General features: G+C 60.7%; 11 protein-coding genes and 1 tRNA gene. 11 read left to right on the plus strand and 1 reads right to left on the minus strand.

The features are described from left to right. The first annotated feature begins 3 nt into the window (after positions 1 to 3). Both RLW55_RS13240 and RLW55_RS13245 read left to right on the plus strand, forming a co-directional pair. Positions 4 to 747 carry an FkbM family methyltransferase gene (locus RLW55_RS13240; protein ID WP_414463048.1) on the plus strand — a complete coding sequence of 248 codons (744 nt, stop codon included), beginning with the start codon at positions 4 to 6 and terminating at the stop codon, positions 745 to 747. 30 nt (positions 748 to 777) lie between these two features. Then, on the plus strand, positions 778 to 1791 hold the full coding sequence (locus RLW55_RS13245; RefSeq protein WP_409560377.1) for a hypothetical protein: 1014 nt from the start codon (positions 778 to 780) through the stop codon (positions 1789 to 1791). Between the two features lie 12 nt (positions 1792 to 1803). On the opposite strand, the gene RLW55_RS13250 is transcribed toward RLW55_RS13245, so the two are convergent. Then, complete coding sequence (locus RLW55_RS13250) at positions 1804 to 2697, minus strand: TIGR01459 family HAD-type hydrolase (RefSeq protein WP_423414443.1); 894 nt, start codon at positions 2695 to 2697, stop codon at positions 1804 to 1806. A gap of 263 nt (positions 2698 to 2960) precedes the next feature. On the opposite strand from RLW55_RS13250, the gene RLW55_RS13255 reads away from it, so the two are divergent. From RLW55_RS13255 to rpoB, 9 genes are all read left to right on the plus strand, one after another. After that, positions 2961 to 3344 carry a YbjQ family protein gene (locus RLW55_RS13255; protein ID WP_409560375.1) on the plus strand — a complete coding sequence of 128 codons (384 nt, stop codon included), beginning with the start codon at positions 2961 to 2963 and terminating at the stop codon, positions 3342 to 3344. 101 nt (positions 3345 to 3445) lie between these two features. After that, positions 3446 to 3521: transfer RNA gene (locus tag RLW55_RS13260), tRNA-Trp, on the plus strand. 91 nt (positions 3522 to 3612) lie between these two features. Continuing rightward, positions 3613 to 3810, plus strand: a complete 198-nt coding sequence (secE, locus tag RLW55_RS13265) for a preprotein translocase subunit SecE (RefSeq protein WP_013948205.1) — start codon at positions 3613 to 3615, stop codon at positions 3808 to 3810. A 49-nt stretch (positions 3811 to 3859) separates the two neighbouring features. Continuing rightward, positions 3860 to 4435: a transcription termination/antitermination protein NusG gene (nusG, locus tag RLW55_RS13270; RefSeq protein ID WP_409560374.1), complete on the plus strand. Its 576-nt coding sequence runs from the start codon at positions 3860 to 3862 to the stop codon at positions 4433 to 4435. Positions 4436 to 4626: 191 nt separating this feature from the next. Further along, on the plus strand, positions 4627 to 5073 hold the full coding sequence (gene rplK / locus RLW55_RS13275; protein WP_013948203.1) for a 50S ribosomal protein L11: 447 nt from the start codon (positions 4627 to 4629) through the stop codon (positions 5071 to 5073). A gap of 67 nt (positions 5074 to 5140) precedes the next feature. Beyond that, complete coding sequence (gene rplA, locus RLW55_RS13280) at positions 5141 to 5827, plus strand: 50S ribosomal protein L1 (protein WP_409563275.1); 687 nt, start codon at positions 5141 to 5143, stop codon at positions 5825 to 5827. Positions 5828 to 6159: 332 nt separating this feature from the next. After that, complete coding sequence (gene rplJ, locus RLW55_RS13285; protein ID WP_013948201.1) at positions 6160 to 6681, plus strand: 50S ribosomal protein L10; 522 nt, start codon at positions 6160 to 6162, stop codon at positions 6679 to 6681. A 104-nt stretch (positions 6682 to 6785) separates the two neighbouring features. Next, complete coding sequence (rplL, locus tag RLW55_RS13290) at positions 6786 to 7163, plus strand: 50S ribosomal protein L7/L12 (RefSeq protein ID WP_013948200.1); 378 nt, start codon at positions 6786 to 6788, stop codon at positions 7161 to 7163. Between the two features lie 278 nt (positions 7164 to 7441). Beyond that, positions 7442 to 11605: a DNA-directed RNA polymerase subunit beta gene (gene rpoB / locus RLW55_RS13295; RefSeq protein ID WP_423414444.1), complete on the plus strand. Its 4164-nt coding sequence runs from the start codon at positions 7442 to 7444 to the stop codon at positions 11603 to 11605. The last annotated feature ends 86 nt before the right edge of the window (positions 11606 to 11691 follow it).

The raw sequence follows: 11691 nt of genomic DNA on the forward strand, positions 1-11691 counted from the left end.
GGAATGGTCTCGCAAGCGTTGCAGGGCGTCATGCGATCGCTGCGGGTCTATCTCGGTCCCGATGCGCCGCGCGAGGCCATGGACGATCTCTATCGCCGCTTCATCGAGCCGGGCGCACTCGTATTCGATATCGGCGCCCACGTCGGTGATCGGGTCTCGTCGTTTCGACGTCTCGGTGCTCGCGTCATTGCGGTCGAACCGCAGCCGCTGCTGTATTCTGCGCTCAATCATCTGCATGGCCGAGATCCGCTCGTCGAGATCGTTGATCGCGCCGTCGGAGCCGATGCCGGCATGCACGAGCTGTTCGTCAACACCGCGAACCCGACCGTTTCGACCTTGTCGGAAGACTTCGTGCATCAGGCCGAAGGCGCGCGCGGCTGGGAAGGCCAAGTCTGGGACGCGCATCTGCTGATCGAAATGGTGACGCTTGATGGTCTCATCGCGCGTTACGGCCTTCCTGCGTTTATCAAGATTGATGTTGAAGGTTTCGAAGATGCAGCATTGCGCGGACTTTCGCAGCCGGTGAAGGCGCTGTCGTTCGAATTCACAACGATTGCCCGCAGTGTCGCGATGGCATGCTTCGATCGCCTTTCGGGACTTGGCGACTATCGCTACAACTGGTCACTCGGCGAAACCCAGAATCTCACGTTCGATCGATGGCTCACGGACGCCGAAATTGCCGAATACCTGAGCAATCTGCCGCACGATGCGAATTCGGGCGACGTTTATGCGATGCTCGCGCCATAATGAACGCGTGACCTGAAATCGGAGAATTGAATGCCATCGTACGTCCGCTTGCTTGGCCTGATGTTGATCTCGCTCGTTGTACCTTTCTTATCGGTGCAAGCAGCGTCACTCGATGGCTTGGCCGTCGATGTCGAGAACCAAAGCGAGCCTGTGCTTTGCGCCGAGAAGGACAACGTTGCGGTCGCATTCTCCAATCCCGACGTTCGTTCGTTCCGTATCGAGGCCGCGCACCCGGTCTATCTCTCGTCATCCATGCGCAGCAACATCGAGCCCGACTGGACGGCTTGCGATATGTCCAGCGATCCCATCTACAAGTCTGCGGAAAAACCAAAAAAAATCACCCTCGTCGGCGAACCGAACTTGTGGCTGGTAGGCTATACCTATCCCTCGTTCTGGCGCCCATCGACCGCGACCGTGCGGGTCGGCAAGAAGGTCTATAAGAATATCCATCTGCTGCAGGTGTGGGTCATCAAGAAGGGGCGTGCCGATGAGGTCCTCGTGCTCTATCCGCAGGATGGCTACTGGCGTCCGCGTCCGATGACGCCGCGTAACATGAGCATCACCGCCTATGGCTCGTCGTTTCTCGTTGGTCCGATCGAAAAAGACGGGCGGCCGCTGGTGAAAATCAAGGAAGCTGTCTTTGAGCCGCAAAAGCGCCAGTTCGACTTGTCATTCGAAAAAGGGGGCAGCGCCACGGTTCGCATCGCGAGCGTCGACAGCAACCGCTTAGCGCTCGACGTCGCATTCGATCATGGTGTCAGCGGCGGGCCGTTCGCGATGCTGCGCTCGATGTACGTCACGGAATTCAACAACGACACCGCGCGCATCGCAGTGCGCGAGCAAGGTGCCAAAGGCTGGCGCGAAGACAACATCATGAAGTTCGATCACGCCCGCGCAACCGACATCTGGATCGGGCGCCTGACACCGTCGCAGCACAACACGACGTCGCCTGACGTGGTCTTCAACAGCTTCTCGGATGGCCCGTCGCCGAAACGGCCAAAGTCCGAGGTGCCGACCGAAGTCTCGACCAAGCCGATCAAGTAACGCCGGCTGCTCTTACAAGGTGAGTTCGAGCATTGCGCCAATGGCGGGCGGCGCGTCGTCCGTGAACAGATCGGCAAGCTTCGTCGCCGACAGGTTGATGCCGTCGACCGTCTCGTGGCGGTGAATGCCCGACGCGATGAAAAGGGCGTCGCAGCCATAGTTCTGCGCGCCTTTGATATCGGTGCGGATGGCGTCGCCGATGACGAGGATCTTGTCTTTCTCGACGTTTTTGTCGCGAAGCCCCTCGGCCTTGCGATGCGCCGTCTCGTACGCGCTGAGATAAGGCTTGCCCGCCCAATAAACGACGCCGCCCATCTTCTCGTAGAGGTCGGCGATGGCGCCTGCACAATAGAGCAGGGTGCCACCGACATCGACGATCAAGTCCGGATTGGCGCATACGAACGGTAAGTCTTTTGCAAGCGCACGTTCGAGGGTGCCCTGGTAATCTTCCGGCGTCTCTCGCCGGTCGTCGTTGAGTCCCGTGCAAATGATCGCTTCGGCATCCTCCAGCTCGACCGAGCGGGCTCGAAGCGCGGAGAAAAGCGCCTGATCGCGATCCTGCGGGCCGATGCAGAAAAGCTGCTGGAACTTCTTCTCCTCCAGGTGATGAAGCGCAATATCGCCCGACGACACGATGTCGTCCCAGGCGCTTCTGGGAACATGCCGGGAATCGAGCATGTCCGCCACACGCTTCTTAGGAACCGGCGCATTCGACACCAGAATGACGGTGCCGCCGCCGGCGCGAAATTTCTCAAGCGCGCGGCACGCACCCTCGAACGCCGTGACGCCGTTGTGAACCACGCCCCAGACATCGCAAAAGATGACGTCGTAACGGCTCAATAGCGGACCGGCGTGCGCCAAGACGGGAGGGACCTTGGACGTGTCGCTAAGCGATGATGTCGGCAAATCAGATCTCAATGAATGATACGGCGCCTGTGTCCGCGTGTTGCTCGGCTCTCTGATAGCCAAGGTTGAGCGTCAGTTAAAAGCGGCACATTGGGCAGGCAAGTTCATTCCCGCCGTCTCCGTAGAGTGCGCCGCATCTGATCTTTACGGAAAGATCCGCCCAAATGCTGTTTCCCTCTGTCGTCACTCGCCGAGAGTCGCGTTAGGGTGGCGCCGCCTGCGGGAAATCCGCACGGAAGACGGGCCGAAGGAGAGGAAGCACCATGCTGGTCGTGACGACGAACGAGATTCAAGGCTACCGCATTGTCCGTCACCTCGGGCTGGTTCGTGGCTTGACGGTGCGCTCGCGCAGCGTCGTCGGCAATCTGGGCGCGGCGATTCAGATCTTTTTTGGCGGCAACATCTCGGTTTACACCAAGCTCGCCGAGCATGCGCGCCAAGAAGCCTTCGACCTTCTCGTCGAGCACGCCCAGAGCATGGGCGCCAACGCTGTCGTCGCGATGCGCTACGACGCCAACGAAATTGCCGCCGCAGTGACTGAGGTCCTGGCCTACGGATCGGCCGTCGTCATCGAGCCGGTGGATGGGCAGGGGAAGGGAACAACCCAAATCGGCGGCCCCTGGAGCGGCCCCGACGGTAGCCGATAGAAAAAAGGCGCGAGCGGGGCTGACAAGCCCTCAAACTTCGGTTAAGGGTGCACGCCCCGAAAGAGGCTGCTCGACGGCTGGCTCTTGCCTGCGTCAGTACTAGGGGTGTAGCTCAATTGGTAGAGCGTCGGTCTCCAAAACCGAAGGTCGGGGGTTCGAGACCCTCCGCCCCTGCCAGCCTCGTGGAGTTTGATCTGCCGACCGGCCCCGGAAAACACCGAGGTCGGGTGCGGCATGTTGTCGCTTATGCGCGCAGAAAGCAGTTTTGATGGCGAAGTTCAATCCCATAACCTTTATGCAAGAGGTTCGGCAGGAAGTCGCGAAGGTAACTTGGCCGACATGGAAAGAGGTGTGGATCACGACTTTGATGGTGCTCATCATGGTCGCGCTCGCCTCTGTTTTCTTTTTGCTTGTTGATCAGGCGCTGAGCCACATCGTGCGTTTGGTCTTAGGGGTGGGCACCTGATTTCGGCTCGCATGATTGGTTTAAGTGACGCGCCAGAGGGCCTTTGAGAATGGTTGTCGCGCAAGAACGCGAAGAAAAAGCAACGGTTGCCGGTACGCGCTGGTACATCGTGCACGCATACACGAATTTCGAACGCAAGGTGGCGGACGCGATCCGCGAGCGCGCGAAAGCGGGCGGCCTTGAAGGTCTCTTCGAAGAGATCGTCGTTCCGACGGAAGAAGTCGTCGAGATCAAGCGCGGCCGCAAGATCCCGACCGAGCGGAAGTTTTTGCCGGGCTACGTGCTCGTCAAAATGAAGATGACCGACGCGGCGTTCGTGATGATCAAGAACACGCCGAAGGTCACGGGCTTCCTCGGTGCGGACAACAAGCCGATGCCGATCCCGGAAGCTGAGGCAATGCGCATCCTGAACCAGGTGAAGGAAGGCGTTGAGCGGCCGAAGCCGACGATCACATTCGAGGTCGGAGAGAACGTCAAGGTCGCAGACGGCCCGTTCGCTTCGTTCACCGGCATCGTCGAAGAAGTCGACGAGGAGCGCTCACGTGTGAAGGTCGCCGTGTCGATCTTCGGGCGGCCGACGCCGGTCGAACTCGAATTTACACAGGTCGAAAAGATCGCAGCCTGACGGTGCTCAGCAGCGCCTAGGGCAAGACGAGAATTCCGGCGGTTCGCCGCCGGAGCCCGCATCGGGATTTTGGTTCGGATGCGGTCGATGTGCGGGAGGGCAGGCTTTCCACTTTGGGAGGCTCGCCCGTTGAACCGCTAACCCTGAGCATCGTGCCGTTTGGGTGCGGGCTCTAACAGTGAAGGGGAACTATGGCGAAGAAAATTGACGGCTTTATCAACTTGCAGGTACCGGCTGGGGCGGCCAATCCGTCGCCGCCGATCGGTCCCGCGCTTGGTCAGCGCGGCGTGAATATCATGGAATTCTGCAAGTCCTTCAATGCAAAAACGAAGGACCTGGAACAGGGTACACCGATTCCCGTGAAGATCACGGTCTACTCCGACCGTTCGTTCACGTTCGAGATGCGTCAGCCGCCGGCGACGTACCTCATCAAGAAGGCCGCTGGCCTGCGTCCGACGGGCAAGGGCGGTCAGGGTTCGAAAGAGCCGGGTCGCATTGTTGCCGGTCAGGTCACGATTGCGCAGCTGAAAGAGATTGCTAAGGGCAAGCTCAAGGACATGAACACCGACGATATCGACGCCGCCGCTCGCACGCTTGCGGGCAGCGCACGTTCGATGGGCCTCAAGGTGGTGGAGTAGTCCGATGGCAAAAGCTCAAATCAGCGCTGAAAAGATCAAAGAAACGCGCGACGCCGGTGGCAAGCGGATGCTTGTCGTCAAGCAGGGCCTTCCCGCGGGTAAAGCCTATGGCGTCGACGAAGCCGTGAAGATCATCAAGGAACGCGCCAAGGCGAAGTTCGATGAGACGATCGAAGTTGCCGTCAACCTCGGCGTCGATCCCAAGCACGCCGATCAGATGGTCCGTGGCGTGTGCAACCTGCCGAACGGCTCGGGCCGCACGGCGCGCGTTGCCGTGTTCGCTCGTGGCGCCAAGGCCGATGAAGCGAAGGCTGCCGGAGCGGACGTCGTCGGTGCGGAAGACCTCGTCGAAATCGTCTCGAAGGGCACGATCAACTTCGATCGCTGCATCGCGACGCCGGACATGATGGGTCTCGTCGGACGTCTCGGTAAGGTCTTGGGTCCGCGCGGCCTGATGCCGAACCCGCGTGTCGGCACCGTGACCATGGACGTCACCAGCGCCGTGAAAGGCGCCAAGGGCGGCTCGGTTGAGTTCCGCGTCGAGAAGGCGGGCATCGTGCACGCTGGCGTCGGCAAGGCGAGCTTTACCGAAGAAGCCTTGGTCCAGAACATCAAGGCGTTCGTCGACGCGGTCGTGAAGGCGAAGCCGACGGGTTCCAAGGGCACGTACCTCAAGAAGGTATCGCTGTCCTCGACGATGGGTCCGGGCCTGAAGCTCGACACCGCTTCGGTCGCGCCGGGACCGGCCGCCTAAGTTTGAAGAATTCCGGGGCAACCCGGAAAACCCTGGGCCGGGGCGGTTTCGCTTCGGTCCGGAGCTGTCCGAGATTGTGGGTGCCGATCCGGCTTGCCGGTGACGCCTAAGTCTCTCCTCCGCGGGAGAGCCTGCATGAGACAGAAGTGGATCGGATTTGAGGCGATAAGCCAAAAAGTCCGGTTTGAACCTTCTGGGTCAGCACCGTGCCGCTACTCGCGGTCCACGGGAACGAGGACAGACTAACGTCGCCTGATCCCTCACCGGAGACGGCGGCAAAGGTGCAACCCGCGAGGCTTCGCAAATGAAGCTTCGCAGCAAGGAGACGAGACGTGGATAGAGCCGCGAAACGTGAGCTCATCGACAGCCTTCACACCACGCTGAAAAGCACGGGTGTGGTGGTCGTCGCCCACAACACCGGCATGGTGGCCGCTCAATCCGCAGAGTTCCGCAGGCGCGTTAAAGAAGCCGGCGGCTCTGTGAAGGTGGCCAAGAACAAGCTGGCGCAGCTCGCACTCAAGGATACCGACGCCGAGAAGCTTTCGGAGATTTTGACGGGGCCGACCATTCTGGCCTTCTCGCAAGATCCGATCGCAGCGGCGAAGGCGACCGTCACGTACGCCAAAGGTAACGACAAGCTCGTGATCCTCGGCGGCGCGATGGGCAAGACCATCCTTGACGCGAAAGGCGTGCAAGCCCTTGCCGAACTGCCGTCGCTTGATGAACTCCGCGCCAAGCTCATTGGCCTCCTGAACGCCCCGGCGACGAAAATCGCCCGGACCGTCAAGGAGCCCGGTGCCAAGCTTGCCCGCGTCATCCAGGCCAAGGCATCGAAGGAAGAGGCAGCAGCCTAACCCTCGGAAGTTGTGGGGCTTTGAGCCCTCGAAAAGCTACGCAGCACGGCCCAAAGGGGGTGCTGCAATTCAACCACTAGGTTCAAACCGGAAGGACACTATATATGTCTAAGATCGAGAAAATCGTTGAAGACTTGTCGGCACTCACCGTGCTCGAAGCCGCTGAGCTCGCCAAGATGCTGGAAGAGAAGTGGGGCGTCTCGGCTGCTGCTGCCGTCGCCGTTGCTGCTCCCGCTGCTGGCGGCGCTGCCGCTGCTCCGGCTGAAGAGCAGACGGAGTTCACCGTTATCCTGAAGTCGGGTGGCGACAAGAAGATCAACGTCATCAAGGAAGTTCGCGCCATCACGGGTCTCGGCCTGAAGGAAGCCAAGGACCTCGTCGAGGCCGGCGGCAAGACCGTGAAGGAAGGCGTTTCGAAGGACGAAGCCCAGAAGCTCAAGAAGCAGCTTGAGGATCAGGGCGCAGTCGTCGAAGTGAAGTAATTGACGATCAGCACCGGTCGGGTCGCTCCCGGCCGGTGCTGAGCTGTGCATACCGCACCAGGCCGGTGCGAATAAATACCCGCTCATGGCGGCCGGCTCGCAGTACGCGAGTCACCAGAGCAAACAAAACGGTTTTCCGGAGGGTCCTGGGGTTCTTGAACCTCGAAAAAGGACCCTCCGGTGAACCGTTTCAAGAGGTCCCCAGTTCTCCAGGGACCCTGAGCGCGTCGCATTTGGATCGCGGGACTACCCGCATACGAGAGCACGAAGGGACCGATATGGCTCAAACCCTCACCAGCCGCAAACGCCTCCGGAAGCAATTTGGTTCTATCGGAGAAGTCGCGGAGATGCCGAACCTCATCGAGGTTCAGAAAGCGTCTTACGATGACTTCTTGATGGTCAAAGAACCCCCGGGCGGCAGGCCGGACGATTTCGGCTTGCAGTCGGTGTTCAAGGGCGTTTTCCCGATCTCCGATTTCGCCGGCAAATCCACGCTCGAATTCGTCAGCTACGAATTTGAGCCGCCGAAGTTCGACGTCGACGAGTGTATGCAGCGCGACATGACGTTCGCAGCGCCGCTCAAGGTCAAGCTGCGCCTGATCGTGTTCGATGTGAACGAAGAGACGGGCTCGAAGTCGATCAAGGACGTCAAGGAGCAGGACGTCTACATGGGCGACATGCCGCTCATGACGTCAAACGGCACCTTCATCATCAACGGCACCGAGCGCGTCATCGTCTCGCAGATGCACCGCTCGCCGGGCGTCTTCTTCGACCACGATCGCGGTAAGACGCACTCGTCGGGCAAGCTGTTGTTCGCAGCTCGCATCATTCCGTATCGCGGTTCCTGGCTCGACTTCGAGTTCGACGCGAAAGACATTGTCTATGTCCGTATCGACCGTCGCCGCAAGCTGCCGGTGACGACGATGCTCTATGCCTTGGGCCTCGACGACGAAGAGATCCTCGCGCACTTCTACAAGCACATCTCGATCAAAGAATCGAAGCGCGGCTGGAAAATGCCGTTCCTGCCCGAGAAGTTCCGCGGTGTTACTCCGCAGTCCGACATCGCCGACGCTAAGACCGGCGAAGTGATTGCGCGCGCCAGCGAGAAGATCACGGCACGCCGTTCGCGCGAGATCGCCGAAAGCGGCGTCAAGGAAATCCTGATCTCCGCCGAGGACCTCGCAGGCCGCTTCATCGCCGAAGACATCGTCGATATGGAGACGGGCAAGATCTTCGCCGAAGCCGGTGACGAGCTTGATGAGAATCTGTTGGCCGAGCTCAAGGAGCAGAAGGTCAAGGAATTCCACATCCTCGACATCGACTACGTCAACACCGGCGCGTTCATCCGCAACACGCTCAACATCGACAAGAACGCCAATCAGCAGGAAGCGCTGATGGACATCTACCGGGTCATGCGCCCGGGCGAGCCGCCGACCATCGAAGCGGCGACCGCGCTGTTCCACGGCCTGTTCTTCGATCCGGAGCGTTTCGATCTCTCGGCCGTCGGCCGCGTGAAGATGAACATGCGCCTCGAACTCGATGCGCCCGATACGATGCGCGTGCTGCGTCGTGAGGACATCCTCGCGGTCGTGAAGACGCTTGTCGATCTGCGCGACGGCAAGGGCGAGATCGACGACATCGACCACTTGGGCAACCGTCGCGTTCGCTCCGTCGGCGAGCTGATGGAGAACCAGTATCGCGTCGGTCTGCTCCGCATGGAGCGCGCCATCAAGGAGCGCATGTCGTCGGTCGATATCGACACGGTGATGCCGCAGGACCTGATCAACGCCAAGCCGGCAGCGGCCGCGGTGCGCGAGTTCTTCGGCTCGTCGCAGCTCTCGCAGTTCATGGACCAGACGAACCCGCTGTCGGAAATCACCCACAAGCGCCGTCTCTCGGCGCTTGGACCTGGTGGTCTGACGCGTGAGCGCGCGGGCTTCGAAGTCCGCGACGTCCATCCGACGCACTATGGCCGTATCTGCCCGATTGAGACGCCGGAAGGCCCGAACATCGGTCTGATCAACTCGCTCGCGACGTTCGCGCGCGTGAACAAATACGGCTTCATCGAAAGCCCGTACCGCAAGGTCATCAACGGCCGCGTCACCGACGAGGTTGCGTACCTTTCCGCCATGGAAGAGATGCGCCATCACGTTGCGCAGGCGAACGCTGCCATCGATGCCAAGGGCAAGATGACGGAAGACCTCGTCACCGTTCGCTACCAGGGCGACGTGATGCTCGTTCCGACCGACAAGGTCGATTACATCGATGTGTCGCCGAAGCAGCTCGTGTCGGTCGCGGCCGCGCTCATCCCGTTCCTTGAGAACGACGACGCCAACCGCGCGCTCATGGGCTCGAACATGCAGCGTCAGGCCGTGCCGCTGATCAAGGCGGAAGCGCCGCTGGTCGGCACCGGCATGGAAGAGCGCGTGGCGCAGGACTCGGGCGCTGCCATCGCGGCACGCCGTACGGGCATCGTCGACCAGGTCGATGCAACCCGTATCGTTATCCGCGCAACGGAAGAGCAAGATCCTTCGAAGCCGGGCGTCGACATCTATCGTTTGCGCAAGTTCCAGCGTTCGAACCAGAACACCTGTATCAACCAGCGGCCGCTGATCAACGTCGGCGATCACGTCAAGGCAGGCGACATCATCGCTGACGGTCCCTCGACCGAACTCGGCGAGTTGGCGCTCGGCAAGAACGTGCTCGTCGCGTTCATGCCGTGGATGGGCTACAACTTCGAAGACTCGATCCTGATGAACGAGCGCGTCGTCTCCGAAGACGTGTTCACCTCGATCCACATCGAGGAATTCGAGGTCATGGCTCGCGATACGAAGCTCGGACCTGAGGAAATCACGCGCGATATTCCGAACGTCTCGGAAGAAGCGCTGAAGAACCTCGACGAAGCCGGCATCGTCTACATCGGCGCCGAAGTCCATCCGGGTGACATTCTGGTCGGCAAGATCACGCCGAAGGGCGAAAGCCCGATGACGCCGGAAGAAAAGCTTCTGCGCGCCATCTTCGGTGAAAAGGCGTCCGACGTTCGCGATACCTCGCTGCGTCTGCCGCCGGGCGTCGCCGGCACGATCGTCGAAGTCCGCGTCTTCAATCGTCACGGCGTCGAGAAAGACGAGCGTGCGATGGCGATCGAGCGAGAAGAGATCGAGCGTCTCGCAAAAGACCGCGACGACGAGCTTCAGATCCTCGACCGCAACGTCTACGCCCGTCTGAAAGACGCGCTGATGGGCAAGGAAGTCGCGAAGGGTCCGAAGAACGCCCGCAAGGGTACGATCATCGACAACGTGATCCTCGACGATATCCCGCGCAGCCAGTGGTGGGAAATCGGTCTTGCCAATGAGAAGGCGCAGGCCGAAGTCGAAGCCATCCAGAAGCAGTACGAAGACGCCAAGAAGGGCCTCGGTCTGCGTTTTGCCGACAAGGTCGACAAGCTGCAGCGCGGTGACGAGCTGCCGCCGGGCGTGATGAAGATGGTCAAGGTCTTCGTCGCGGTGAAGCGCAAGATCCAGCCGGGCGACAAGATGGCCGGCCGTCACGGCAACAAGGGTGTCGTGTCGATGATCGTTCCGTCGGAAGACATGCCGTTCCTCGAAGACGGCACGCCGGTCGACGTCGTTCTGAACCCGCTCGGCGTGCCGAGCCGCATGAACGTCGGACAGATCCTCGAAACGCATCTTGGCTGGGCGTGCCGCGGTCTTGGCCGCATGATCGACGACGCATTGCATCAGTTCCACGAGAGCGGCCAGGCGCAGGCTCTCCGCGAACAGATGGAGCGCGTTTACGGTCAGGAGGTCATCAAGTCGTCGCTGAAAGACGATGAGCTTGTCGGCGTCGCTCAGAACCTGCGGACGGGCGTTCCGATCGCAACGCCGGTGTTCGACGGCGCGCGTGAGAAAGACATCGTCGAAATGCTGCAGCTCGCAGGTTTCGATACGTCAGGTCAGGTGACGCTGTTCGACGGCCGCACGGGCGAGCCGTTCGATCGCAAGGTCACCGTCGGCTACAAGTATGTTCTGAAGCTGCACCACCTTGTCGACGACAAGATCCACGCCCGCTCGATCGGTCCGTACTCGCTCGTCACCCAGCAGCCGCTGGGCGGTAAGGCGCAGTTCGGCGGCCAGCGCTTCGGCGAAATGGAGGTCTGGGCTCTGGAAGCTTACGGCGCCGCCTACACGCTGCAGGAAATGCTGACCGTGAAGTCGGACGACGTCGCCGGCCGCACCAAGGTCTACGAGGCGATCGTCCGTGGCGACGATGCCTTCGAAGCCGGCGTGCCCGAAAGCTTCAACGTGCTCGTCAAGGAAATGCGCGCGCTGGGTCTCAACGTCGAGCTCGTCAACAGCGAGCTGCCGCAGATCGAAGCAGAGAACGATCAGCCGGAGACGCCAGAGGAACCCCAGGCGCAGCTTCCGCCAGCGGCTGAATAACGAACAGCGAAGACGATCTCCGCCCCCCGGGAAGGGCGGAGATCGGCAAAACACGACCACTAAATTCCACGGGCACGGTCACCCCA

The organism is Hyphomicrobium sp. B1, from assembly GCF_049532635.1.
Taxonomy (GTDB): Bacteria; Pseudomonadota; Alphaproteobacteria; order Rhizobiales; family Hyphomicrobiaceae; genus Hyphomicrobium_B.

Excerpts from the sequence above, each read along its gene's own strand:
- RLW55_RS13240 (WP_414463048.1), top strand. The coding sequence starts at position 4 with ATGGTCTCGCAAGCGTTGCAGGGCGTCATGCGATCGCTGCGGGTCTAT.
- rplL (WP_013948200.1), top strand. The coding sequence starts at position 6,786 with ATGTCTAAGATCGAGAAAATCGTTGAAGACTTGTCGGCACTCACCGTG.
- rplA (WP_409563275.1), top strand. The coding sequence starts at position 5,141 with ATGCTTGTCGTCAAGCAGGGCCTTCCCGCGGGTAAAGCCTATGGCGTC.
- rpoB (WP_423414444.1), top strand. The coding sequence starts at position 7,442 with ATGGCTCAAACCCTCACCAGCCGCAAACGCCTCCGGAAGCAATTTGGT.
- secE (WP_013948205.1), top strand. The coding sequence starts at position 3,613 with ATGGCGAAGTTCAATCCCATAACCTTTATGCAAGAGGTTCGGCAGGAA.
- RLW55_RS13245 (WP_409560377.1), top strand. The coding sequence starts at position 778 with ATGCCATCGTACGTCCGCTTGCTTGGCCTGATGTTGATCTCGCTCGTT.
- nusG (WP_409560374.1), top strand. The coding sequence starts at position 3,860 with ATGGTTGTCGCGCAAGAACGCGAAGAAAAAGCAACGGTTGCCGGTACG.
- rplK (WP_013948203.1), top strand. The coding sequence starts at position 4,627 with ATGGCGAAGAAAATTGACGGCTTTATCAACTTGCAGGTACCGGCTGGG.
- RLW55_RS13255 (WP_409560375.1), top strand. The coding sequence starts at position 2,961 with ATGCTGGTCGTGACGACGAACGAGATTCAAGGCTACCGCATTGTCCGT.